This is a genomic window from Nocardiopsis terrae, from assembly GCF_014651695.1.
Classification (GTDB): Bacteria; Actinomycetota; Actinomycetes; order Streptosporangiales; family Streptosporangiaceae; genus Nocardiopsis; species Nocardiopsis terrae.
Genome location: NZ_BMXJ01000009.1, coordinates 1 through 22,713, shown reverse-complemented (window position 1 = coordinate 22,713; position 22,713 = coordinate 1). Strand labels below are relative to the sequence as shown.

The 22,713-nt window shown below is 71.7% G+C and carries 23 protein-coding genes; 10 read left to right on the top strand and 13 right to left on the bottom strand.

The window, feature by feature from the left end:
* Nucleotides 1–44 precede the first annotated feature (44 nt).
* Nucleotides 45–611 (bottom strand): ABC transporter permease, encoded by a 567-nt coding sequence (locus tag IE195_RS23370; protein ID WP_191275300.1) that lies wholly within the window; start codon nucleotides 609–611, stop codon nucleotides 45–47.
* Nucleotides 608–1,150 (bottom strand): hypothetical protein, encoded by a 543-nt coding sequence (locus IE195_RS23365; RefSeq protein ID WP_191275298.1) that lies wholly within the window; start codon nucleotides 1,148–1,150, stop codon nucleotides 608–610. Before IE195_RS23365 ends, IE195_RS23370 begins: the two co-directional genes overlap by 4 nt.
* A gap of 396 nt (nucleotides 1,151–1,546) precedes the next feature.
* Here IE195_RS23365 and IE195_RS23360 point away from each other — a divergent pair, with 396 nt between their 5' ends.
* The 3 genes from IE195_RS23360 (at nucleotide 1,547) to IE195_RS23350 (ending at nucleotide 5,804) form a co-directional block, all read left to right on the top strand.
* A complete protein-coding gene (locus IE195_RS23360; RefSeq protein WP_191275296.1) occupies nucleotides 1,547–3,736 on the top strand; it encodes a hypothetical protein in 2,190 nt (729 codons plus the stop codon).
* 86 nt (nucleotides 3,737–3,822) lie between these two features.
* Nucleotides 3,823–5,079: a Mur ligase family protein gene (locus IE195_RS23355; RefSeq protein WP_191275294.1), complete on the top strand. Its 1,257-nt coding sequence runs from the start codon at nucleotides 3,823–3,825 to the stop codon at nucleotides 5,077–5,079.
* A gap of 11 nt (nucleotides 5,080–5,090) precedes the next feature.
* Nucleotides 5,091–5,804, top strand: a complete 714-nt coding sequence (locus tag IE195_RS23350; protein WP_191275293.1) for a type 1 glutamine amidotransferase — start codon at nucleotides 5,091–5,093, stop codon at nucleotides 5,802–5,804.
* 91 nt (nucleotides 5,805–5,895) lie between these two features.
* On the opposite strand, the gene IE195_RS23345 is transcribed toward IE195_RS23350, so the two are convergent.
* Complete coding sequence (locus tag IE195_RS23345) at nucleotides 5,896–8,088, bottom strand: Orn/Lys/Arg family decarboxylase (RefSeq protein WP_268249194.1); 2,193 nt, start codon at nucleotides 8,086–8,088, stop codon at nucleotides 5,896–5,898.
* Between the two features lie 387 nt (nucleotides 8,089–8,475).
* Here IE195_RS23345 and IE195_RS23340 point away from each other — a divergent pair, with 387 nt between their 5' ends.
* Nucleotides 8,476–9,177, top strand: coding sequence for a DUF4352 domain-containing protein (locus tag IE195_RS23340; RefSeq protein ID WP_191275289.1), 702 nt, complete (start codon nucleotides 8,476–8,478; stop codon nucleotides 9,175–9,177).
* A gap of 52 nt (nucleotides 9,178–9,229) precedes the next feature.
* On the opposite strand, the gene ygfZ is transcribed toward IE195_RS23340, so the two are convergent.
* Nucleotides 9,230–10,249: a CAF17-like 4Fe-4S cluster assembly/insertion protein YgfZ gene (ygfZ, locus tag IE195_RS23335; RefSeq protein WP_191275287.1), complete on the bottom strand. Its 1,020-nt coding sequence runs from the start codon at nucleotides 10,247–10,249 to the stop codon at nucleotides 9,230–9,232.
* Nucleotides 10,250–10,594: 345 nt separating this feature from the next.
* On the bottom strand, nucleotides 10,595–11,140 hold the full coding sequence (locus IE195_RS23330; protein WP_191275285.1) for a nitrobindin family protein: 546 nt from the start codon (nucleotides 11,138–11,140) through the stop codon (nucleotides 10,595–10,597).
* Nucleotides 11,141–11,356: 216 nt separating this feature from the next.
* Between IE195_RS23330 and IE195_RS23325 the strand changes: the two genes are divergently transcribed.
* Both IE195_RS23325 and IE195_RS23320 read left to right on the top strand, forming a co-directional pair.
* Nucleotides 11,357–12,133: a GIDE domain-containing protein gene (locus IE195_RS23325; protein ID WP_191275283.1), complete on the top strand. Its 777-nt coding sequence runs from the start codon at nucleotides 11,357–11,359 to the stop codon at nucleotides 12,131–12,133.
* 4 nt (nucleotides 12,134–12,137) lie between these two features.
* Nucleotides 12,138–12,500 (top strand): DsrE family protein, encoded by a 363-nt coding sequence (locus IE195_RS23320; protein WP_191275281.1) that lies wholly within the window; start codon nucleotides 12,138–12,140, stop codon nucleotides 12,498–12,500.
* A gap of 95 nt (nucleotides 12,501–12,595) precedes the next feature.
* Here IE195_RS23320 and IE195_RS23315 read toward each other — a convergent pair whose 3' ends face one another.
* The 5 genes from IE195_RS23315 to IE195_RS23295 all read right to left on the bottom strand — a co-directional run bounded on the left by IE195_RS23315 (nucleotide 12,596) and on the right by IE195_RS23295 (nucleotide 17,556).
* Entirely contained in the window at nucleotides 12,596–13,342 is a 747-nt protein-coding gene (locus IE195_RS23315) for a phosphoglyceromutase (protein ID WP_191275279.1), read from the bottom strand.
* A 90-nt stretch (nucleotides 13,343–13,432) separates the two neighbouring features.
* Nucleotides 13,433–13,945: a YbjN domain-containing protein gene (locus IE195_RS23310; RefSeq protein ID WP_191275277.1), complete on the bottom strand. Its 513-nt coding sequence runs from the start codon at nucleotides 13,943–13,945 to the stop codon at nucleotides 13,433–13,435.
* Nucleotides 13,946–14,013: 68 nt separating this feature from the next.
* Complete coding sequence (gene mshA, locus IE195_RS23305; protein WP_191275274.1) at nucleotides 14,014–15,324, bottom strand: D-inositol-3-phosphate glycosyltransferase; 1,311 nt, start codon at nucleotides 15,322–15,324, stop codon at nucleotides 14,014–14,016.
* 109 nt (nucleotides 15,325–15,433) lie between these two features.
* Nucleotides 15,434–16,426 (bottom strand): alpha/beta hydrolase, encoded by a 993-nt coding sequence (locus IE195_RS23300; protein ID WP_191275272.1) that lies wholly within the window; start codon nucleotides 16,424–16,426, stop codon nucleotides 15,434–15,436.
* Between the two features lie 170 nt (nucleotides 16,427–16,596).
* The gene (locus tag IE195_RS23295; protein ID WP_191275270.1) at nucleotides 16,597–17,556 is read right to left on the bottom strand and encodes a YbgA family protein; all 960 of its coding nucleotides are present in this window, start codon (nucleotides 17,554–17,556) and stop codon (nucleotides 16,597–16,599) included.
* An 86-nt stretch (nucleotides 17,557–17,642) separates the two neighbouring features.
* Here IE195_RS23295 and IE195_RS23290 point away from each other — a divergent pair, with 86 nt between their 5' ends.
* Nucleotides 17,643–18,950, top strand: coding sequence for a cryptochrome/photolyase family protein (locus IE195_RS23290; protein ID WP_191275268.1), 1,308 nt, complete (start codon nucleotides 17,643–17,645; stop codon nucleotides 18,948–18,950).
* 47 nt (nucleotides 18,951–18,997) lie between these two features.
* On the opposite strand, the gene IE195_RS23285 is transcribed toward IE195_RS23290, so the two are convergent.
* The 3 genes from IE195_RS23285 to IE195_RS23275 form a co-directional block, all read right to left on the bottom strand.
* Nucleotides 18,998–19,162: a hypothetical protein gene (locus IE195_RS23285; RefSeq protein ID WP_191275266.1), complete on the bottom strand. Its 165-nt coding sequence runs from the start codon at nucleotides 19,160–19,162 to the stop codon at nucleotides 18,998–19,000.
* A 4-nt stretch (nucleotides 19,163–19,166) separates the two neighbouring features.
* A complete protein-coding gene (locus IE195_RS23280) occupies nucleotides 19,167–19,595 on the bottom strand; it encodes a hypothetical protein (RefSeq protein ID WP_191275264.1) in 429 nt (142 codons plus the stop codon).
* 125 nt (nucleotides 19,596–19,720) lie between these two features.
* Nucleotides 19,721–20,245, bottom strand: a complete 525-nt coding sequence (locus IE195_RS23275) for an O-acetyl-ADP-ribose deacetylase (RefSeq protein ID WP_191275262.1) — start codon at nucleotides 20,243–20,245, stop codon at nucleotides 19,721–19,723.
* A 195-nt stretch (nucleotides 20,246–20,440) separates the two neighbouring features.
* Here IE195_RS23275 and IE195_RS23270 point away from each other — a divergent pair, with 195 nt between their 5' ends.
* From IE195_RS23270 to IE195_RS23260, 3 genes are all read left to right on the top strand, one after another.
* Entirely contained in the window at nucleotides 20,441–20,803 is a 363-nt protein-coding gene (locus tag IE195_RS23270) for a BlaI/MecI/CopY family transcriptional regulator (RefSeq protein WP_191275260.1), read from the top strand.
* A gap of 5 nt (nucleotides 20,804–20,808) precedes the next feature.
* On the top strand, nucleotides 20,809–21,753 hold the full coding sequence (locus IE195_RS23265; RefSeq protein ID WP_191275258.1) for a M56 family metallopeptidase: 945 nt from the start codon (nucleotides 20,809–20,811) through the stop codon (nucleotides 21,751–21,753).
* A gap of 135 nt (nucleotides 21,754–21,888) precedes the next feature.
* Complete coding sequence (locus tag IE195_RS23260) at nucleotides 21,889–22,188, top strand: DUF2516 family protein (RefSeq protein WP_191275256.1); 300 nt, start codon at nucleotides 21,889–21,891, stop codon at nucleotides 22,186–22,188.
* Nucleotides 22,189–22,713: the final 525 nt, after the last annotated feature.

Here is a 22,713-nt window from a genome sequence, read left to right as displayed (position 1 = left end):
TTTCTCCGGGCCTTCGGGGTCGCGATCCCGAAGGCCCGCGGGGCTCATCGCTTCCGGGGCGGCGGGGGTTCCTCCTCGGGGGACTCGTACCGGGCGGCCAGGTCCAGGTTGGTCTCGATCGCCCGGGCACTCCGTCTGAGCACGTGGACCCGGTGGACCGGCACGGCCAGGGCCGTCAGGAGGAGCCCCGCGGCGATGACGAGTGCCGCCCCCGGGGCGAGCCCGTCGGTCACGGCGAGGAACCCGGCGAACAGCGGCGCGAGGAACACCGCGTTCCAGGCCGCCCAGGGGTTCTCCCAGTCCTCGTAGGTCTGTGCGGCCCAGTGGCACACCAACAGGGCGGTCCTGGGGCCCCGCGCCCGCTCTCCCCGCCGGATGAGGCGTTCGGCGCACCGGCGGCGCTGCGCGATGTGCGGACCGACCCCCTCGCGTCGGTGTTCGTCGAGGTGCTGGCGGGGTCCGTAACCCCTCGCGGACCCCGCCACGCGGAACGGCGCACGCCCGTGTCGCCGGTTCCAGACCACGTCCGCCACCGTGCACACGAACACCCCCGTCGCAGCGATGGCCAGCAGCACGTTGAGGGCCGCCCCGGCCAGTTCGGACCAGCTCATCCCGACCCCTCCTTCCCCGGTGCCGCGGACCTGTCGGATCCGGCGCACGGGCCCCGGTCGCTTCGGGTCGGCGGGTCCGGGGTCTGGGCGGCGAGCGCTTCGTTGGCCTCGATCGCCCTGCGGGCCGGCGGCAGGACCCGGCGCCGTTTCACCGGGTGGTACACCGCGAAGGCGGTCAACGGGAGCAGGAGCGCGTACAGGACACCGGCGGGAACGCGCCCGCCCAGGACCATCTGGCCGAGGTTGAGGAGTATCGACGAGACGAACAGGACATGCCCGTAAGGAAGCCAGGGGTTCTCCCACGCGCGCAGGAGCTCACGTGCCGTGGCCACCGTCAGCCGGGCCCGCTCGGGGTCGGGCGCGGCCTCTCCCGAGCGGACGTAGGGCCTGACCCGGCGCCGGTCCGCCGCGGGGGGCGCCTGCGCGGCCGGTTCCCGCCGGCTCCGGTTCGGGCGGTCGTGCCGCCGGTTCCACCGGGTGCCCAGGGCCATGCACACTGCCGCGGCGACGAGGACCGTGAACGCGGCGACCAGGAGCACGTGGTGCAGGAGCTCTGAGGAGAGGGTCGGTTCCGGGATGGGGGTTCACTCCCCTGGAGTGACGGGTTCGGTTGTTCCTCGGTCCCTGTTCCCATGCCCGAACGGATGTCGGTGGACACCGGTGCCGCCGTGGGGTTCCGTGCGGGTTCGGGACAAGGAGTTTTCCACAGGTGGCGGTTGGGGCTGGCAAGCGGTGGACGGCCCTGCTTCACTGATGATCATGGCCACGCCGTTCGGAGCGGCCGGGTGCCCCGGTGCCCGACTCCGGCACGGCTGGCCCGCGGTAAGCACGCCGGGAGCCGCTCCCAGTCCCCGACCCCCGATCCGGTGGCCGGAGCCCCGCGTGAAGGATTCCCGGCGGTTCCTCTCTCCCGCCGGTCAGGAGGTGTACGGACGGTGCCCACACCACGGTCGTCGGCGACCGGGGCCAGCACGCCCCGGGGCGAGACGGGACGCACCTACATCGGCTGGCGGCACAGGATCGTGCTTCCACCACCGGGCCCCGCCCCGCGCCGCCCCGCGCCCGCGGACTTCGAGGCGCTCAGCGAGGAGTGGGTCTCCGGGCAGCTCGACAGCGAGGCGCGGACCAACCGGCCGCTCTACTTCACCCTGGCGGGGCTCGGGCTCCTCACCCTGGCCTTTCCGCTGCTGTGGAACCTGCGGATCCTGCCGGGCAGCCTGGCCCTGGGCGGGGTGCTGGCCTGTACGGCGATCGCCGCACCGGTGGTCTTCGCCCTCGTGCAGAGTCGGCAGGTCATGGCCGACCGGCTCGCCCGGGCCAGGGAGCGGCTGGCCGAGCAGCGGGCCGAACGCGAGCGGGCCCTGCACGAACAGCAGCGCCGACACGCACACCGGTACACCGAGTGGCAGGCCGCCGCGCGCGCCTACGAGGCCCAGCCGCGCTGGTACGGACTGACCGTGCCCTCCGGGACCTCGGCGGTGCTCGTGGTCGGCGGTACCGACGCTGGCTGGTCGGCGCTGCTCACCACCATCGGGGTGTCCCGGCTCCGGGAGGGCGGTGATCTCACCGTCGTCGACCTCACCGGCCGTTCCGTCGCCCGTGAACTCGTCAACCTGGCCCGGCGCTGCGCGGTGGAACCCCGCCGATGGGTACTCCCGGCCGACCTGCCCAGGATGACCCTGGGTACCAACCTGGACGCCGGTCAGCGCGCCCGGATCCTCTCCGCGGTGGCCGCCGCCTCCGGTCAGCTCGAGGACGTGGACGCCGACGAGACCCTGCTGCTGAGGTTGTTGGAGGTGCTCGGCCCCGGCGTGGGCATAGCCCGGCTCATCGGGGGGCTGCGCGCCCTGGTGACCCCGCAGGAGGACGCCGCCGAGGACGACCCGGCCCTGGCCCTGCTCACCCGGGAGGAGCGCCTCCGGGTCCGTGCCCGCTGCGCCGACGACCCGGGGGTGCGGGAGCGGGCCTGGGCGCTTGAGAACCGGCTCAGCCCCTTCGAAGCGGTCGGTACCCGCGCCGACGACGGCGCCTACGCACAGGTCAAGATCATCTCCACGGACCGGGCCTCGGGGCAGGCCGCGGCCCGGGTCTACGGGACCTACGCCGTGGCCGCGCTCAGCGAGCTGCTGGATACCCGCGCGCCCGAACCGTCCCCGGTCGGCGGCCGTTCGCGCGGAGCCGGGCCGGACCGGACCCGCAGCGTGGTCGTCTGCGGGGCCGAGACGCTCCCCGACGAGGAGGTGGACCAGGTTCTCGACGCCGCCGCGAAGGGCGGGGTGGAGGTGGTCCTGATGTTCCGCACCGCGGTGCCCGCCGCCCTGGAACGCTTCACCGACCCCGCCTGTCTGCCGGTCGTGATGCGCCAACCGGACGGGGCCGAGGAGGTCGGGAACGCGGTCGCCGCCGCAGGGGGAGCGGCGGACCCGCGGCGCCTGGAACTGCACCGGCTCACCGAGGTGATCGGTGACGAGGTGGCCGGACCGGTCACCGGGCCGGACGGCTCCGAACCCGGTGAGAGCGCCGACGAGGAACCCCTCTTCCCCTCCCCGCACACCGAGTCCGGCGCCCTCATCCGCAACGCGGCCGCCGCGGTCGCCCCGCTCGACCTGGTCCGTCATGTGAGATCTGCCACGGCCTGGGGGCGTGCCACGGCCCGGGCCGAGGGAGCCGACACCTCCGTCCGGAGCGAGGCACAGGAGAGACCGGACATCCGTACCAGCGGACTGGACGCCGAGGCGCTGCGGGAGCTGCCGCCCACCGCGGCTCTGGTCCTGACACCCGACGGCCCGGTCGTCGCCGACACCAACCCGGGTATCCTCACCCTGTCCACGGCCACCCTGGCCACGGCGGAGGACGCCCGGAACACCGGTGCGGGCGGGGGTGCCGGGCACGGTGGTGCCACCGACGGCACCGCGGGGGACCCGGGGGGCGGACGGCGTCCGCCGGAGGTCAGACCCCGGATCGTGCCGCCGGGCGGGGCCGTGCGGGCCGACACGCCCCAGACGCCGAACGGGGTCGACGGCGGGCAGGCCCCGGAACCGGTGCGGACCGTCGACCTGTCCGACCCGGAGCGGGTTCCGCCCAATCTCGGGCCGCCGCCCGAGCGTTTGGACTGGCGGGTCTGAGGGTCGATGGACAATAGGCTTGGCCCGACACATCGCCCGCCGCCGAAGTGTGTTCGTGCGGGTGATCTAGCGATCGTGGAGATTTGATGAGCGAGCTTCCCTTGCGCGCCCAACTGGCCTCGGTACTGGGCAGGAGCGCAGCAAGCCTGTCCAGGGCCACCGGACGCGGAGACGGCTCCGTCATCGGTGGGCGCGTCGCCCTCAAGGTCGAACCGGACCTGCTCGCCAAGCTCGCCCAGGGCCGCCGCCTGGCCCTGGTCAGCGCGACCAACGGAAAGACGACCACGACCCGGCTCATCGCGCAGGCCCTGCGCGAGTACGGCGACGTGGCCACCAACGAGCACGGCGCGAACATGCCCACCGGGCACATCACGGCACTGGCCGACAACAAGGCGGCCGTCAACGGCGTGTTGGAGGTGGACGAGAAGTACCTCCCGCAGGTCCTCAAGGCCACCAACCCCGCCTTCGTGGTCCTGATGAACCTGAGCCGCGACCAGATGGACCGCGCCTCGGAGATCAACCTGCTCGCGAAGAAGTGGCGCACCGCCCTCTCGCAGACCAACACCCACGTCATCGCCAACGCCGACGACCCGCTCGTGGCCTGGGCCGGGCTGGGCGCCCCCAACGCCACCTGGGTGTCGGCCGGGCAGCGCTGGAAGGAGGACTCCTGGTGCTGCCCCGAGTGCGGCGGTCACCTCAAGCGCGAGGTCGACCCGTACTGGGAGTGCCCCGAGTGCGGCCTGGCGCGTCCCCGGACCACCTGGGAGGTGGACAACGCCGACGACTCCCTGGTCGTCCCCGGCGGTCAGCGGATCAAGCTCCGGATGAACCTCCCCGGTGACGCGAACCGCGCCAACGCGGCGATCGCCGCGGCCACCGCGGCCGGTTACGGGATGCACCCCGAACGCACCATCGAACGGCTGCGCGAGGTCACGTCGGTGGCCGGACGTTACACCTCCGTGGTCACCATGGGGGTCGAGGTCCGCCTGCTGCTCGCCAAGAACCCGGCCGGGTGGCTGGAGTCCTTCGCGGTCCTGGACCCGCCCCGGGTCCCCGTGATCCTCGCGGTCAACGCGCAGATCCCCGACGGCAAGGACACCTCCTGGCTGTGGGACGTGGACTACACGGTCCTGCGCGACCGGAGGGTGTTCGTCATGGGTGAGCGCCGCACGGACCTGGCGTTGCGCCTGGAGACCGACGGGGTGCCCTTCGAGGTCGCCGACCGCGTGGACGAGGTGCTGGGCCGGCTCAAGGCCGAGCGCCCCGACATCACCAAGGTCGACGTCATCGCCAACTACACAGCCTTCCAGCAGATCCGCACGGCGTACGGCCGCGTCCAGTAGGGGAGACACACATGTCGAACACCAGCAGCGCCCTGCGGATCGTGTGGATCTACCCCGATCTGCTCAGCACCTACGGGGACCAGGGCAACGTCCTCATCCTCAAGCGCCGCGCCGAGCTGCGCGGCATCCCCACCGAGATCGTGCACGTGCACTCCAGCGACCCGGTGCCCGAGCAGGGCGACATCTACCTGCTCGGCGGCGGCGAGGACCGGCCGCAGATCCTGGCCGCCGACCGCCTGCGCGCCGACGGCGGGCTGGCCCGGGCCGCCGCGCGCGGCGCGTGCGTGTTCGCGGTCTGCGCGGGATACCAGATCATCGGGGAGAGCTACGGCGACGACGAGTCCAACCCGCTTCCCGGGGTGGGGATCCTCGACATCCGCAGCGGCCGCGGCCAGACCCGCGCCGTGGGCGAGATCGTCGCCGACGTCGATCCGGCCCTGGGCGTCGGCCGGATCACCGGCTTCGAGAACCACCAGGGCCGTACCGTGATCGGCCCGCAGGCCCGTGCGCTGTCCACCACGGTGAAGGGCATCGGGAACGACGACCACACCGAGGGCGCCTACCAGGGGCAGGTTCTGGGCACCTACCTGCACGGCCCGGCCCTGCCGCGCAACCCTGAGCTGGCCGATCTGCTGCTGCGCTGGCGTGTGGGCCAGCTGAACCCGCTGCCCGCCTCCTGGGGCGAGCGCCTGCACGACGAGCGCCTGACCGCCGCCCTGCGCTAGCGGAGTGCCCGGACACGTGTGAGCCCGGTGCGGGGGTCCTCCCCGCACCGGGCTCCGTCGTCTCCGCGGGTGCCTCGCGGTGTTCGACGGCTCACGCGGTTCGACGGGGCAGGCAGTTGATCGCGTGCGCTCCGGTCTCCCCGTCGCGTTCGATGCCGTGGATTCCGGTGCCGAACCCGGGAAAGGAGCGTTCCTGCTCCTCCATCGCCCTCAGGTAGCGCAGGCGTGCTCCGTCAACGGGACCCGTCCGTTCCCCCGGCAGCAGCAGAGGGATTCCCGGAGGCGTGGCCACGACGGTGGAAGCGGCGACCCGGTCGGCTGCCTGCGCGAGCGGGACCCGGTCGACCTCACCCCGGCGGACGCTGCGGTGGCACTGCGCCGGGGTGAGGGGTGCTTCCGGTAGTTCGGTGAAGGCCAGATCCAACAGGCTGGTCAGGTCCGCTCGTTCGTAGTGCGCGTGCAGCTTTGAACACAGCTCGGGCAGGGTCAGTCCGGCGTAGTGCGAAGGATGTTCTCTGGCCAGGTCGGGGAGGGCCTCGATCATCGGCGCCCGGTCGTCGTACAGGTCCTTGAAGTGCTGGAGGGCCTTGAGCAGCCCCAGGCTCTTGGCTCGGGTGTTGCCCAGGGAGAACAGGACGAGGATCGTGTAGGCACTCGTCTTCTCCACCATGATCCGCTGGGTCTCCAGATAGGCGGCCAGCACTGGTGCCGGGATCCCCCACACGCCGTCGTCTCCGCCGAAGCGTGCGCCCGGGCACACGATGGTGACCTTGAGGGGGTCGAGCATGCAGTAGCCGCTCTCCAACCCCTGGAAACCGTGCCAGTCGGCGTCGGGTTCGAGTTCCCAGCAACGGTTCTCGGAGACGAGGAGTTCCAGGGGCGCCTCGGCGAAGGGCAGACGGTCCCCGGATACGGGGTCGGGGACGTCCGGGGGCTGCCACAGGTCGAAGAACCAGCGGGAAGTGTCTCCGGCCGGGGAATCGCGGAGTCTCAGGAAGGCCTGACGGAAACGGACCGCCTCGCGTATCGCGTCATCGACCAGGTTGTGCCCCGAGGGGCCGTCCAGCATCCCCGTGGCCACGTCGAGCGAGGCGATCATCGGGTAGAGCGGTGAGGTGCTGGCGTGCATCACGTAGGTCTCGTTCAGCTGCTCGGCGGACACCGGGGCGCGTGGTGCCGAACGCACGTGCAGCATGGCCCCCTGGGAGATCGACGCCAGGACCTTGTGGGTGGACTGTGTGCTGAACACCGTCGGTCTTTCCGGGCCGGGAAGGGACTCGGCGTGCACGGACATGCCGTACCGCCGGCGGTAGAGGGGGTGGAAGCGGGCGTAGCCGAACCACGCCTCGTCGAAGTGCACGCGGCCGGTGGTCCGGGACAGGAGTCCGCTGACCCGGATGGCGTCGTAGCACACTCCGTCGTAGGTCGAGTTGGTCACCACGGCCATTCGGGCACCGGAGTCCGCTCCCGTGCCCGCGGCGTTCAGCTGTGCCGGTGTGACGGGGCCGATCAGCCCCAACCGGTTGCGAGTGGGGAGCATGTACACCGGCTGGGCGCCGCTGATGACGAGCGCGTGCACGATCGCCTTGTGGCAGTTGCGGTCGACCAGCACCGTGTCCTCCGGCGCGAGGCAGTGATGGCCGACGATCCGATCGGCTGACGAGGTGCCGTTGAGAACGAAGAACGTGAAATCGGACCCGAAGACGCGTGCGGCATTGCGTTCCGCTGCGCCGATCGGTCCCTGGTGTTCGAGAAGGGAACCGAGGCCGGGGGCTGATACCGAAAGGTCGGTCCGGAAGAGTTTCTCGCCGTAGTATTCGAAGAAAGCGCGTCCGACGGTGGATTTGAGGAAGGCGACACCGCCGGCGTGGCCGGGTGTGTGCCAGGAATAGGGTTTTCCCCGGTCGAACTCCACCAGCGCCTGAAAGAACGGAGGCAGGTGGGGGAGGGACGACTCCTCGACCGCCGCGCTGATCCGTCCCGCGATGAAGTCGGCGGTGTCCTCCTCGGGGAGGACGTAGCCGGCCACGGTGCGCCCGGGGAGGAGTGGTTCCAGGTCCGTCGCCTCCGGGGACGGGGCGAGGAAGACCGGGACGCCGTGGTGGCGGGGCATCGAGCGGTCCAGCAGTGCGAACCACTCGGCCTGTGGCCTCCGCCCCGAGGCGGTGGCCGTGTCGATCACGAGGGCGGCCGCGTTCGGCAGTACGTCCGGCCTGCTCAGGAGCTCCTCCGGCGAGCGGGCCCAGGTGACCGCGAAACCCCGTTCTGCCAATGATTGGGCCACATAGTGGAATCTGTGTTCGTCCGGTCCTGCGATGAGAACGTTTCTGAACTGCAATAGTTCCCCGGTGCTGTGAGGTTGGTCAGGTAGGTGTTTTCTTTCATCCCCTCGAAGTCAGACATGAATCATGTCGCCGTGGACACACTTTTCTTTCCGGGGCCCGGACGTTCTCTTCTTGATTTTTGGAAGTCTTCTTTGTGCTCTTGGTCTGGTTCTGGGGCGGTTTCTTTCTCCTGGGCCCGGACCGGGTCCGGCGACACGGGGCGGAGGCGTGTTCGACCGCCGGGTGCCCGACGAGACGTGAACCGTCCTCCCTGGTCCCGTCGGCCCCTGGCGGCAGGGAAGGACCCGGCCCCGGAATGTCCGGGGCGTGATCCGCGTCTCAGTGGTATGAGTACGAGTGATCCCCGTCCGCCGTCACCGGGGCGGGTCTCCACGGTGGTACGCGTCCTCGCGATCCCCGTGGCGGTGATCGTCGCCGGGGCGGCGTTCGCGGTCACTCTGCTCGCGCTGAGCTCGCTCTCCCTGCCGAACGTCCAGGTGGTGCTCGGAGAGGAGGAGTCGTCCTCCGGGCCCGCATCCGCACCGGAGTCCCCGGAACAGGGGGAACCAGGGGCGGAGGAGGCCGAACCTGAGGGGACCGAGCCCGAACCGGCCCCGGAGCCCGCGGAGCCGCGGACCCCGGCGGAGCCCGACTCCGTCCCGCCCTCCTCCTACGACGGGGCCAGCACGGCGGTCGGCGTCTTCCGGGTCCATGTCGAGACGGCCTACACCGACCCCACCGTCACCAACGGCAGGGGTTCCTACGCCGAGGCCCCGTCCGGCTGGGAGTACCACATCTACCGGCTCAACGTCACCAACGAGGGCTCCTCCCCGGCAATCTTCGACAGCTCGGGGACGGTGGGCACGACCACGGACGGCCGGTCGTTCGGCAACGACATCGACGCCGAGCACACCGTCGCCTACGACTACTTCTGGGGTGAGATCGCCCCGGGCGCGACCGTCACCACGCACATCATGTTCCTGGCTCCGGTCGGCACCGAGTTCGCGCACGTCCTGGTCTCCGGGCAGAGCGACCTGCGACCCGGCTGAGCCGGGCCCTCCCGTCGGCTGAACCGGCTCCCTCCCGTTCGGGGCGTCCCGGCTACCTCGGTTTGCGGCGGAAGTCGTCGAGCTTGGCGTTGGCTCCGGTGTCCGGGTCCACGATGACCTCCTGGCCCGCGGCGATGCCGTCCACGACCAGGTCCGCGTCGACCGGGGCGGTGCGCTTGACCAACCCGAGGGCGATCGGGCCCAGCTCGTGGTGGCGGGCGGAGGTGCCCACCCGGCCGACTCTGCGTCCGCCCAGTTCGATGTCGCTGCCCACCTTCGGCAGGCGTTCGGCGGTCCCGTCCAGGTGCAGCATCACCAGGCGGCGCGGCGGGCGGCCCAGGTTGTGCACGCGCGCCACCGTCTCCTGGCCCGGGTAACACCCCTTCTCCAGGTGCACGGCGGGGCCGATCCAGGCCATCTCGTGCGGAATGGCGCGGTCGTCGGAGTCCAGCCCGGGGCGGGCCCGGTGCGCGGCGATCCGGTGTGCCTCGTAGGGCCACATCCCCGCCGGACGCGCCCCGGCGGCGGTGAGCTTCTCCGCGGTGGCGACGAGGTCGCCCGAGGGCACGAACAGGTCGGTCTGGTCCCCGGTGTCCCGGGTGGCCGCGGCCTCGACCGCGCCCGCGGCCTTCGCGCGGTCCGGGCCGAGCACGGTCAGCACGGCGAAGGAGCCGGAGAGGTCCTCGACCTCCACCCGCAGCATGAACACCATGGAGTCCAGGAACTCCGCCAGCGCGGGGCCGCCGCCGGGCTCGGTGTGGATCCACGCCGCCTCGCCGTCGTCCACCAGGGACAGGTGGTGGCGCAGGTGCCCCCGGGTGTCCAGGACCAGGGACTCGGTGGCGCTTCCGGGGGCGAGGTCCCGGGTCAGCTGGCTGGTGATGTCGTTGAGCCAGCCCAGGCGGTCGGGTCCGCTCACCCGCACCACGCCCCGGTTGCTCCGGTCCACCCAGGCGCTCGAACGTTCGATCGCGCGTGCCTCGTGGGAGGGGTCGCCGTAGTGCGCGGCGACGTCGGAGTCGGGGCTGTCGGCGCTCACGGCACCGGGTGTGGTCAGCAGCGGCGAAGTCATACCGCAGAGGTTATCCGGCCCGGCAAATGCTCCGAGAGCACCGCTCTGACCTGGGGATACAGATCACAGAAAATCACTTGCCGCACCCCGGCGACGGCACGTACCTTCGGAGGCACGCAGGAAAGGAGGTGGTCCAAGAGATGGTTGATTCTAGGACTGGCGAGGTGTTCGTCCGCTAGGGCGACGCTGAGCATTCGCTCGACGTCGTTCGTGCGAATCCCAGACGGACACCCGAACCCCGGGCTGCCGGACCTTGTCCGATCCGGCCCCGCACGATGCGGGAGACAGCCCGGGGTTCGTCCTGTCCGCTTCCGGCCTGTTCGAGGCCGTCGCGTTCCTTCGGTGCTACTTCGCGCCGGCCTTCTTGAGCTGTGCGGACATGTAGGAGCGCAGGTCGTGGCCGCGCGCGGCCAGGTCCCAGGCGTAGCCCAGGGTGTCGCGGTTGTCGCCGAACAGCCCGTAGAGGCGGTGCGAGGCCTTGACCTCCAGGCCGGTGATGGTGTGCATCACCGCGTTGGTGGCCATCTCCACCCGGTTCGCGAACACGTTGCCCAGGTAGGACTCGATGAACCCCTCGTTGTGGGCGATCAGCACTTCCAGGTGGATGATGTTCTTGTCGTCGTCCTTGGCGTACTGGGCGGTGTCCTCCTCCGACAGGGCGCGCCAGTAGCCGGACTCCTCCGTGATGAGCTCACCGAGCGTGCCGTCGGCCTTCATCCGCCAGGCCCGGCTCCGATAGTCCAGATAGGGCATACCGTCCCTGACGGTGAACTCGACCTCCTGCCCGAACTGGAGCTCTTCCTCGTCGGCGTAACCGGCGACGCCGACGCCCTCCCAGCGCCCGAACAGGAACGACAGTTTCTCCAGATCGGGGTGTACCTCAGCGTCCATAACCATCGAGACTAGCGGTGACCGGGGAGTGGCGGTGACGCCCACGCGCGGGCGCCCTCCGGGCAACCGGTGGGCCTTGGACTGGACATGCCCAATTGGCCCGGCTTTCCCGGAGAACTGGTAAAGATTGTCACCAGACACGGTGCGGTCACAGGGGCTCTGCACCCGCCGTTGTCGTCGACCTCCTACTCGCTTCCAAAGGGGCTGCCTGTGTTAATGGTGATCGGTGTGGCGCTGCTCGCCATCGCGGCGGTCCTCCTGCCGCTGGCCGTCATCGGGCTGCGCCGCTGGCTGCGGCAACGGGGGCTCGCGCAGCTCCTCCCCAGTGCCCTCGCGGCCCGTGAGGGCCAGCGGGTGACCCTGACCGGCGTGGCCGCCCCCGGCCCCTCCGGACCCATCGAGTCCGGGCTGGCCGGGGCCGAGTGCGTGTGGCACGGCCACGAGGTGCTCCGCCACTACCGGCCGCTCGCCCGTGACCAGGCCGACGGCGCGGTCAGCGAGCGCGCCTGCGACTCGATCGCCGACTACGGTTCCGAGGACCTCTTCGGCCTGGTCGCCGAGGGCCGGTCCGGTCAGGCCGAGCGCGTCTACGTGGCGCCCGGGGGCGCCGAGCCGCGTGACGCGGAACTGTGCCTCAAACGCCTGGTCGGCCGCCCCCAGCCCGGGGTCGCGGCCGCCGCCGACGACCTCCTGCCCCGGGTCCGGGGCAGGATCTCCGGTGTCTTCCGCGGCGAGACCATCGAGTTCGAGTACCGCGAGTGGATCATCCGCCCGGGCGCCCGCCTGCGCGTCACCGGACAGGTCCGGGTGCGGGACGGCCGGGTGGTGCTGGTCGCCCCGGAGGGCGGTTCCCTCAGCGTCGAGCACGGGGTGCTGGAGCGCCCGGCCCGGGTCTCGCCCCGCCGCAGGGAGGCGGTCCTGCTCCTGGTGGCCTTCGCCGTCTGCGCGATCGCGGGCGCGGTCGTCACCGCCGCCGCGTTCTCAGTAGGCTGACGGCATGACTCGCTCCCTGGTGATCAAGGTCACTGTCGGTGCTGACTCCCCCGAGCGCTGCAACCAGGCCTTCACGGTCGCGGCGGCGGCCGTCGCGAGCGGGGTCGAGGTCTCGCTCTGGCTGACCGGGGAATCCGCGTGGTTCGCGCTGCCCGGCCGGGCCGAGGACTTCGAGCTCCCGCACGCGGCCCCGCTCCAGGACCTGTTGGCCGCCGTGCTCGCCGCCGGGCGCGTCACCGTGTGCACCCAGTGCGCGGCCCGCCGGGACCTCGGCCGGGAGGACCTGATCGGGGGCGTGCGCATCGCGGGCGCGGCCGCCTTCGTCGAGGAGAGCATCCGGGACGGGGCCCAGGCCCTGGTCTACTGAGCCCCGCTGCCCCGCTGCCGCCCGGGTGTCCCGGCCCCGGAACGGCCGCGCCCGCACCGCCTGGTGGCGGCACGGGCGCGGGAGGGTGAGCCGGGCTACTTCTTGCCCTGGTTGGCGACGGCCTCGATGGCGGCCTTGGCGGCCTCCGGGTCGAGGTAGGTGCCGCCCGGGTTGGTCGGCCTGAACTGGTCGTCCAGCTCGTACACCAGCGGGATGCCGGTGGGGATGTTCAGCCCGGCGATGTCGGTGTCACTGACCCCGTCCAGGTGCTTGACCAGCGCGCGCAGCGAGTTGCCGTGCGCGGCGACCAGCACGGTCCGGCCCGCGGCCAGGTCCGGGACGATGCTGTCGTACCAGTAGGGCAGGGCGCGGTCGAGGACGTCCTTGAGGCACTCGGTGCGCGGGAGCAGCTCCGGCGGGAGCAGCCCGTAGCGCTTCTCCCCGGCCTGGGAGTAGGGGTCGTCGTCGGCGATGGGCGGCGGGGGCGTGTCGTAGGAGCGGCGCCAGGTCATGAACTGGTCTTCGCCGTACTCCTCACGGGTCTGCGCCTTGTCCTTGCCCTGGAGGGCGCCGTAGTGGCGCTCGTTGAGGCGCCAGGAGCGCTCGACCGGCAGCCAGTGCAGGTCGGCGGTCTCCAGCGCGAGGTTCGCGGTGCGGATCGCGCGCTTGAGCAGCGAGGTGTGCAGGACGTCCGGGGTCACCCCGGCGCCCTTCAGGAGTTCGCCGCCGCGGCGGGCCTCCTCCTCGCCCTGCGCGGACAGGTCCACATCCACCCAGCCGGTGAACAGACCCTTGGCGTTCCAGACGCTCTCACCGTGTCGAAGCAGTACCAGAGTTCCCATGGGGACCAGCCTAGCCAGCCGCCCCCACTGCTCTTCCCCCGGCTCGCACCCTTGCTCCGCCGGCCGGTCCGGGCCGGCGCCCGCACGGGTCTACCGGTCGTCCCCGGTCTCGGCCAGGTGGGCGAAGGCCCTCAGGTTGCGGGTGTCGTGACCGCGGTCGGTCCGCCACTTCCACTCCTTGCGGATCGCCGAGGCGAAGCCGAGTTCCAGCGCGGTGTTGAAGTTCTCGTCCGAGTAGGTGAGCACACAGCCCAGAAGGCGGTCCACCTCCTCCGGGGTCACCCCGCCCAACGGCAGACGGCCCCGGAGGTACACGTCACCGACCTCGTCGGAGGCGAACGCCATCCCGTAGGTGTCCGAGTTGCGCCGGGTCAGCCACTGGTAGAACGCGGCGTGGTTCTCGTCGGGCTGGCGGCAGAAGAACGAGGTCAGGGTGAGGCTGTGCGGTCCGGCCTCCAACCACACCATGGTCTTCAGCTTGGCCGTTCCGGGGATCGTGACCAGGAACGAACCCTCACGCGGGCACTCGACCTCCAGCCCGGCCTCCGCCACCGCCTCGGAGATCGCCCTGATCGCGCTCTCGCGTACCGATTCCGTTCCCACGTTCTCCCCTCTCGTTCCTTCGGCGCCGTCCGCCGCCCGGCCCGTTCCGCCTGCCCGGCACACGGCCGTCACCGGCACGCGGCCATCCGGAGCCCGCACGGGGCGGGAGCGGGGGCGAGGGCGTCCCGGTAGGCGTCCAACAGCTCGTCCACGGTCCGCGACCACCCCAGGGTGGCGGCGTGCCCGGGTGCCGCTCCGGCCAGCTTGGCACGCCAGGCCGGTTCGTTGATCATCCGGTCCAGCTCCGCGGCGTAGTGCCCCGGGTCGTGTCCCTCGACCAGGACCCCGGAGACCCCCGCGGACACCGCCGTGGTCAGCCCGCCCACCCGGGCGGCCAGCACCGGGGTGCCGCAGGCCTGGGACTCCACGGCGACCAGACCGAAGGACTCGGAGTAGGACGGCACCACGGTCACGGTCGCGGCCCGGTAGTAGTCGGCCAGCCGACGGCGGTTCTGCGGCGGTTCCATCCGCACCACGTCGGCCACGCCCAGCGAGCGGGCGAGGTCGGCGAGCAGGCCGGGTTCGCGTCTGCCTTCGCCGGACAGCCCGCCGACGATCCCCACCACCAGGCGGGAGCGCAGCGACGGGTCGCGTTCGAGGAGTTCGGCGGCGGCCCGGATGAGCACGTCCGGGGCCTTCAGCCGCTGGACCCGGCCCACGAACAGCAGCAGTTCGGTGTCGTGGGGCAGCCCGATCCGCCGCAGTGCCTCGGAGCGGGGGCCGGGTGTGAAGGTCTCCAGGTCGACGCCGGGCGGGATGGTGCTGATCTGTTCGCTGCGGGCACCGTAGAAGCCGGTGAGCTGGCGCGCCTCGTCGTCGGTGTTGGCGATGAGCCGGTCGGCCTGGCGGACCAGTTGGTCCTCGCCCCGGACCCGCGCCTCCGGTTCGGGGGCGTCGCCCGCGGCGAGCGCGGCGTTCTTGACCCGGGCCATCGTGTGCATGGACTGCACCATCGGTACGCCCCAGCGGCGGGCGGCCACCACGCCGGCCCGGCCGGACAGCCAGTAGTGGCCGTGCACGAGGTCGTAGTGGCCCGGATCGCCCTGGGCCTCGGCGCGCAGCATCCCGAAGATGAACGGGCACAGGTGGTCGGCGAGGGCGTTCTTGTCTAGGTGGCCGTAGGGGCCGGCGGGTACGTGCCGCACGTTCACGCCCGGCGCGAGCTCGACCACCGGGGGGAGCTCGGGGCTGGTCGCACGGGTGAACACGTCCACGGCCACGTTGCGTTCGGCCATCCTGCGGGCCACCTCGACCACGTAGACGTTGAGCCCTCCGGCGTCACCGGTGCCGGGCTGGTCGAGGGGGGAGGTGTGCAGGCTGACGGTCGCGATCCTCGAGGGAACCGACGCCTGATCTCCCAACGGAACGGGTCCGGACACCGGTGGTCCCTCCAGTTCGTGCGTACAAGCCGTAGTCGTCAACAGCGACGAAGGTACACACTGTTCCCCACCGGACCGTCCGAGGGGGCCGGGGTTGACCCGGGCCGGGTCACGGCGTGGCGGACCACCCGGCCACCAGGAAGTCCACGGCTTCGGGGAAGGTGCGCTTCCACGTGCCCAGGTCGTGGCCGCCCCGGGGATGGAGCGTGGTGACCGTCATACCGCGCTCGCCGAGCAGCCCGGCGAACCGTTCGGCCTCGCCGTGGATGCTTCCCCGCTGCAGCGGGGTGTGGTCCCGGCGCCCCTCCACCAGCATGAACCGGAGGTCGCGCACCTCCTCCCGGTCCAACAGCAGGTCCGGGGAGTGCGGATCGGTGTCCTCGCCGAAGGTGCCGTGGGGGTCGTCGACCCGGAAGTACCCGGCCCAGCTCACCACCTGGGAGTAGAGGTCGGGGTTGCGCAGGGCCAGGGCGGCGGCGCCGTAGCCGCCCATGGAGAAGCCGCCGATGGCCCGCAGGGAGTCGGGGCGCGGGTGTTCGCCCTCCACCGCGGCCACGACGGGGCCGGTGACGAAGCTCTCCAGCGCGAACCGGCCGTCGTGGGCGTCGCCCCACTCGGTGTTGGTGCCGCCGCTCTCCTGCCCGTACGGGGCGGCGATGACGAACTCGACCCCCGAACGGCACATCTGCCGGTCCAGGCGGCTGCCCAGGTCCGTGTCCATCAGGGTGCGGTGGGTGGAGGCGGAGCCGTGCAGCAGGTAGAGCACGGGCAGGTCGGCGCTGTCCAGGCCGGGCGGGCGCCGGATCCACAGGGGGCGCCCGCCTTCGGGTGCTCCGGGGTCGGCCAGGGTGACGACCTCGTCCCTGCCGGGTTCCTCGCAGACCGCGACCTGGCCCGGGCGGGGGATCGGCGCGGGGGTGGAGTCGGAGGCCGGCGGGAGGCGCGCGTGCCCGTGGGCCAGTTCGGGCCCGGTGGTGCTCAGGTGACTGGTGATCCGCTCGACCAGCAGTTCCGGGGACGCGGTGGCCAGGGAGGCCGCGACCAGGATGACGGCGCAGGAGGAGACGAGCACGGCGGCGCGTCGGGGGAAGGAGGCGAACACGTCGGAACCTCGCGGGTCGGGGGCAGCCGGGAACCGCGTTCTACACGGCCAGGAATGTGGCCCACTGTAGTTGAACGTGTTCTCTACGTGTGGAAAATGCGACGCGCCTTCTCAAGGGCCGGCGGCCTGTTCCCGGCCCGTTCCCGTTCGGACCGGCGCGCCGTTCCCGGTCAGACCGCCACCGGGTGGCGAAGGCGCAGGGGGTCGGGGTAGGGGCGCAGGTAGGTCTGGCTGTCGGCCCACGCCACGTCCTCCGCCGCGCAGTGGTGCCGCAGCAGCGCCACCGGAAGGCTGAGCGGCGCCTGCCCCTCCCGGTACTCCTCGATCCCGGCCAGCAGGTCGTGCCTGCGGGCGTCGTCCAGCAGCGGGCTGATCATCCCGAAGACGTGCTGGAGCGCGTTGGCGTGCTTGCCCCGGCTCGACTTCACCGCCAGCGTCCGGTGGAAGGCCTCCGAGTAGGAGGCCGCGATCTCCTCGGGGGTGCTGGTGCCGACCCGGGCCACGATCCTTCCGGTCTCCCGGTAGCCCTCAGGGGAGTGCGCCATCAGCTGGAGCTTGTGCCGGGCGTGGAACTCCACCAGGTCGCGCGGGCGCCAACCCGAGTCCAGCAGGGTGCGCAGCCGCGCGTGCGCGAACACGCGCTCCACGAAGTGCTCGCGCAGCACCGCGTCGGAGAGGCGGCCCTGTTCCTCGACGGGCAGGTCGGGCAGCAGGGCGGTGAGCCGGGCGGCGAAGGCGCCCCGGCCGGTCCCGCGCAGCCGGTCGGCGTTGTCGTCGAACACCGGAAGCGCGTACAGGCCGCAGCTCGGCGACTTGTTCTTGAGCACGTAGCCGTCCAGGCGGCGCAGCTCCCGCAGGTGCCGGTCGGCGACGTCGGCGAGGTCGTCGGTGTGGTCGGCCCCGTCCTTGCTGGAGATCACCCGGTCGGAGCCCTCCGAGTCCTGGAGCCGCAGGGTCGGCCGGGGGACCCCCAGGCCGATCTCCGCCTCCGGGCAGACGGGCAGCCAGTCCACGTGCCGGTCCAGCTCCTCGGTGAGGAACTTGTAGCGGGAGTGGCCGCCGTTGTAGCGGACCGGGGCGCCGATGAGGCAGCTGGAGACCCCGACGACGGGCCGAGGAGGTGTGTTCATGCTGGGCCCCTACCCCGACCGGCGTCGGACAACCACCAATGGACACCCGTAGTAGTGTTTTGGTATCGCAAAGTGAAGGAGTCCCGTTGGGTGTCCCCGCCGTCGTCCTGTTCACCCAGGACCTGCGCCTGCACGACCATCCGGCGCTCACCGCGGCGCTGCACGACTCCGGGACGGTCGTGCCGCTCTTCGTCCTCGAACCCCCGCTGCTGCGCCGCGCAGCCCGCAACCGCATCGCCCACCTCGGTGAGGCCCTCGCCGACCTGCGCTCCGGTCTGCGCGGGATCGGCGGCGACCTGGTCCTGCGCCGGGGCGACACGGCGGCCGAGGTCCTCGCCCTGGCCCGGGAGACCGGGGCGCGCACCGTCCACCTGAGCGCGGGCGTGAGCGCCTTCGCGCGGCGGCGGTTGTCCGACCTGCGCGCCACCGGGTTGGAGGTGCGCACCCACCCCGGACTGACCGTCGTCCCTCCCGGCGCCCTCACCCCGGCCAGGGGCGACCACTACAAGGTGTTCACGCCCTACTGGCGCGCCTGGGAGGCCGCGCAGCGCCGTGAGCTCCTGCCCGCGCCCGAACGCCTCCGGCTGCCGGAGGGGACCGCCCCGGGCGAGCTGCCGGACCTGGCGGACGGGGCGGACGGCGCCGGCACCCTCGCCCCGGACCGTGTCCGCGGCGGCGAGGCCCCGGCCCGGGAACGCCTGCGGACCTGGATCGGGGGCGGTCTCGCCGACTACGGGGACCGGCACGACGACCTCCCCGGCGCCGCCACCTCGCACCTGTCTGCCGACCTGCGGTTCGGCTGCCTGTCACCGCTGGAGGCGGCCCTGCGCGCCCGGGACCTGCCCGGCGGCCCAGAGTACGTCCGCCAACTGGCCTGGCGCGACTTCCACCACCAGGTCACGGCCATCTTCCCGGAGATCAACACCCGGGACTACCGGCCGCGCCAGCGCGAGTGGCGCCGGGACGCCGGCGCCCTCGCCGCCTGGAAGGAGGGGCGCACCGGGGTGCCGGTCGTGGACGCGGGTATGCGGCAGCTGCTCCGGGAGGGGTTCATGCACAACCGCACCCGGATGATCACCGCCGCCTTCCTCACCAGGACGCTGCGCGTGCACTGGAGGGAGGGGGCCGCGCACTTCGACGCGCACCTCACCGACGGAGACGTCGCCAACGAGTACGGGAACTGGCAGTGGGTGGCCGGGACCGGTAACGACACCCGCCCCAACCGCCCGTTCAACCCCTCGCGCCAGGCCCGCCGCTTCGACCCCGGGGGCGTGTACGTGCGGCGCTACGTGTCCGAGCTCGCGGACCTGCCCGGGGTTCGCGCCCACACCCCGTGGCAGGAGGAGGGCGGGGTCGGCGGCTACCCGGCACCGATCGCCGACCCCGGCCGCTGAACGGGAACCGCTGCGGCCGCCCGCCCCGGAGCCGGGGCTGGCGGCGGTCAGCGGTTGTAGTGACCGCAGTTGGGGCAGGTGCGCACCCCGGCGTTGAGGTACTCACCGCACCTCTCGCACAGGCCGACGATGGGTTTGTCGTGCTTGGGGGACATGGCCGGGGCCGACAGGGGCAGCCGGGGGAGTCGTGGGTGCTGGGGGGCGGGCTTCAAGGTCTCAACCTTCCGTCTCGGCGAGCCCGTCGATGATGTCGTCCAGGACCAGGGAGCGGTCCGCGGCCGACATCAGGCGCAGTTCCCGGAGCGCGGGGACGGTGTCCACCCCGTCGCCCGTCACCGTGCACACGCGCATGCAGTGCTGGGTGGGGGGCTGCCAGAAGTCCCGTTCGTCGATGGGGGCGATGCGGTAGACCGTCGCCGGGTACTGGGAGGGCCGGCTGGGGGAGTGCCACTGTTGGACACGGGACAGGACGAAACCCGTGATCAGGGAGTCGAAGACGCCGCCTGACGACAGGTCGGACAGGGCGTCCTCGTCGCCCTCGGCCCGGCAGGCGTCGCACCCGGCGAGTTCGGCGCGCAGCAGCCAGCGGGCGCGCGCGTGACTCACCTCTGGGTTCTTGAGCTTGCTCGGATGCCGGTGTCCCATGCAACGGAGGGTACGACGGACCCGGTCTGCGCGCGGGGACCGGGTCGCCCGCCCGCGTCCGGGGCGGCGGTCCGCCCCGCCGGACGCGCCGAGGCGCGTCCCCGCACGGTGCCCGCGCGGCTTGTTCAGGCGGTGTCGAACGCCCGGCGGAACGCGGCCAGCGCGGTCTCGCTGAACAGCACCAGCTCCACCCTGGGCACCGTGACCTCGGCGTTGTGCAGGGCGTCGGCGGCGATCCGTGCCGCGTCGTCCAGCGGCCAGCGGTACACGCCGGTGGAGATCGCGGGGAAGGCCACCGACTCCGCGCCCAGTCCGTGCGCGACCCGCAGCGATTCGGTGAAGCAGGAGGCCAGCACGGCGGAACGGTCCTCGGAGGTGCTGTACACGGGGCCGACGGTGTGGATCACCCAGCGGGCGGGCAGGTTCCCGGCGGTCGTCGCCACCGCCTGACCCGGGGGGAGGCCGCCGCCGTAGTGGGAGGCCCGCAGTCTCCGGCACTCCGCCAGAACGGCCCCGCCGCCCTTGCGGTGGATGGCCCCGTCCACCCCGCCGCCGCCCAGCAGGGAACTGTTGGCGGCGTTGACGACCGCGTCCACGTGCTGTTCGGTGATGTCCCCCCGGGACAGGCTGATCCGCATCCGGTCGGCCATGCTCTCCCCCTCGAACGGTGTGACACCACCCCTACCCGAGGCGGGGGCACAGGTCACCCGGGGGATGGTGGCACCCGCCGCGGGGACCGCCGCGCGGATCTGACCGCGGGGCCTCGAAACCCTTCCCCACGGGTGATCCGGGCTTAACCAGGGGGTGCCACGGTGAGTAGTACTACCCGTCGTAGACTTAGGTATATGAATCGGCTTGGCGAACTTGAACGCGCGGTGATGGATGTACTGTGGGCACGCAACGAACCAATGACGGTTCGCGAGGTCGGCAAAGCACTCGCCGAGCGGGATCTGGCCCACACGACCGTCATGACGGTGCTCGACCGTCTGGCCAAGAAGAAGGTCGTCGACCGGGCACGTGAGGGTCGTGCGTGGCGGTACCGTCCGGCAGCCAGCCGGGAGAGCTACGTGTCGGAGTTGATGTTCGACGCGCTCGGTCAGACGGTGGACCGTGACGCGGCCCTGGCCGCCTTCGTCCAGTCCATGGACGGCCAGGAGGCTGAAGCGCTCCGGCGCGCACTCGCGGAAACCGAGCAGCCAAGGAACTAGTCCGTATGGTCAGTGCCGCCCTCCTCACCCTCGTCGCAGTGAGCTGTCTCGTCGCCATGGAGGCTCTCCATCGGGCGAAGTGGCCCTCCCGCGGTCCCTACACGGCTGTCATCGCCTGGCAGGCCCTGGGTCTGGCCTGGGGCGTGTCCACCATCGGCGCGCTGCTGGCCTACGGCCTGTCCTCCTACGAACTCGGTGCCGCGGGCGGTCTGATGGCCGCCGCGACCGACCTGTTCACCGGTGAGCTCCTCCTGGCCGAGTTCTCCCAGGGGGTCGAGGGCGTCAGCCACCTGGCGGCCGTGGCCCTGGCGGTCATCCTGACCCTGGTGCTCTTCTCCGGACTCGTCGCCTCCTTCGTGCAGGTGGTCCGGGTGCGCAGGCGCCACCACGACCTCCTCGAACTGGTGGCCAGCGAACACCCCGACGTGCCCGGTGCGAGGGTGGTCGACCATCCCGCTGCCGCCGCCTACTGCCTGCCCGGTGTGCTGCGTTCCCAGGTGGTGATCAGCGCCGGTGCTCTGGAGGTGCTCGACACCCGCGAGCTCGCCGCCGTCCTGGCACACGAGCACGCCCACCTGCGCCAGCGCCACGACCTGGTGCTGCTGCCGTTCTCCTCGCTCAAGAGGGCCTTCCCCCGGGTGCGGCTGGTGCGGACCTACTACGAGAGCGTCGCGCTGCTCATCGAGATGTGCGCGGACGACCAGGCGCGGCGCAGGAGTTCCTCCCGTGAGCTCGCGATGGCGCTGCTGCGCTTCGGTGCCGCGGGTGCCGCCCCGGTTCCGGTGGGGGCGATGGCCGCCGCGCAGGCCGCTGAGCCCGCCGTGATGCAGCGCGTCAACCGCCTCCTGCGGCCCGACGACGAACTCCCGTACCACGCGGGTGCCGTGATCATGGGGGCGTCGGCCTTCCTGCTGGCCACCGTCACCTGTCTCTGGCACATCCCGATCTGATCCGCGCCGGTCGGGAACCGGCCGGTCGGTACCTGTGATCCCTGACTCCACCGGGCACGATCTTCGGCCGCTGTCCGTTTACCGTGGAGAGCGGGCGGAACCCCGTTCGGACGCGTGTGGCGACTGGAGTGAGTCTTGTTCTTCTGGATCTGGCAGCTGATCTACCTCGTGACCTTCGTGGCCAGCCTCTACGCGTTCATTGAGGCGCTGCGCACCTCGGAGCAGGCCTTCGTGGTGATGGACAAGCAGACCAAGAAGCTGTGGGTCATCCTCACCGGTGTCGCGACGGGTGTCTCACTGCTCGCGGTGCTGACCGGTACCGGCATGTTCGTCATCCTGGGCCTGGTCGCGACCCTCATCTTCCTGCTGGACGTCCGCCCTGCCGTCAAGGGTGTGGGCGGCAACCAGAACAACGGCCCGTACGGGCCCTACTAGGGCGTGTCCGAGGGGCCATCCGAGTGCGCGGACCTGATGTTGCTTCGGTTCAGCGGGCACCTGTGAGCTGGGGTCTGCCCATGTGCTCCGGGGCCCGTTTCCGGCTGCCTGAGTGTGGCCGTCTTTCGCTTCGTGCGTCGAGGTCGTACGTCCTTGCTTCGCTCCGGGCGCTCCACCCTGACCCGCTTCGCCACGACGGCGGATCGGCGGCTGTCAGGAAACGGGGGCGTGTGGTCGGGGCGGTCAGGGGCCGAGCCCCTTCCCGGGGTCTGACGGCTTCGGAGGACCGCCAGCGGGGGCGGGGTGCTGGCGGACGCTGAGGAGGGCGGTCCCAGGTCCGTGGTGCCCGAAACCCGTCCAGCAGGGTGTCCGCTGCTTCCGAAACCGCCCCAACCCCGGTGATCTTGCTACCAGGGGCGATTTCGGCGCCTTGGGGTCAAGTGGTTGTTGCAACGAGGAACTCGTTGAGGACCTCGGCCGGGGTAGCCCAGCCCAGGGTCTGACGAGGACGGCCGTTGAGCTCAG

Coding starts and splice junctions, on each gene's coding strand:
- IE195_RS23370 (WP_191275300.1), bottom strand. CDS start 611: ATGAGCTGGTCCGAACTGGCCGGGGCGGCCCTCAACGTGCTGCTGGCC.
- IE195_RS23355 (WP_191275294.1), top strand. CDS start 3,823: ATGAGCGAGCTTCCCTTGCGCGCCCAACTGGCCTCGGTACTGGGCAGG.
- IE195_RS23350 (WP_191275293.1), top strand. CDS start 5,091: ATGTCGAACACCAGCAGCGCCCTGCGGATCGTGTGGATCTACCCCGAT.
- IE195_RS23340 (WP_191275289.1), top strand. CDS start 8,476: ATGAGTACGAGTGATCCCCGTCCGCCGTCACCGGGGCGGGTCTCCACG.
- ygfZ (WP_191275287.1), bottom strand. CDS start 10,249: ATGACTTCGCCGCTGCTGACCACACCCGGTGCCGTGAGCGCCGACAGC.
- IE195_RS23330 (WP_191275285.1), bottom strand. CDS start 11,140: ATGGACGCTGAGGTACACCCCGATCTGGAGAAACTGTCGTTCCTGTTC.
- IE195_RS23325 (WP_191275283.1), top strand. CDS start 11,357: ATGGTGATCGGTGTGGCGCTGCTCGCCATCGCGGCGGTCCTCCTGCCG.
- IE195_RS23320 (WP_191275281.1), top strand. CDS start 12,138: ATGACTCGCTCCCTGGTGATCAAGGTCACTGTCGGTGCTGACTCCCCC.
- IE195_RS23315 (WP_191275279.1), bottom strand. CDS start 13,342: ATGGGAACTCTGGTACTGCTTCGACACGGTGAGAGCGTCTGGAACGCC.
- IE195_RS23295 (WP_191275270.1), bottom strand. CDS start 17,556: ATGAACACACCTCCTCGGCCCGTCGTCGGGGTCTCCAGCTGCCTCATC.
- IE195_RS23280 (WP_191275264.1), bottom strand. CDS start 19,595: ATGGGACACCGGCATCCGAGCAAGCTCAAGAACCCAGAGGTGAGTCAC.
- IE195_RS23275 (WP_191275262.1), bottom strand. CDS start 20,245: ATGGCCGACCGGATGCGGATCAGCCTGTCCCGGGGGGACATCACCGAA.
- IE195_RS23270 (WP_191275260.1), top strand. CDS start 20,441: ATGAATCGGCTTGGCGAACTTGAACGCGCGGTGATGGATGTACTGTGG.
- IE195_RS23265 (WP_191275258.1), top strand. CDS start 20,809: ATGGTCAGTGCCGCCCTCCTCACCCTCGTCGCAGTGAGCTGTCTCGTC.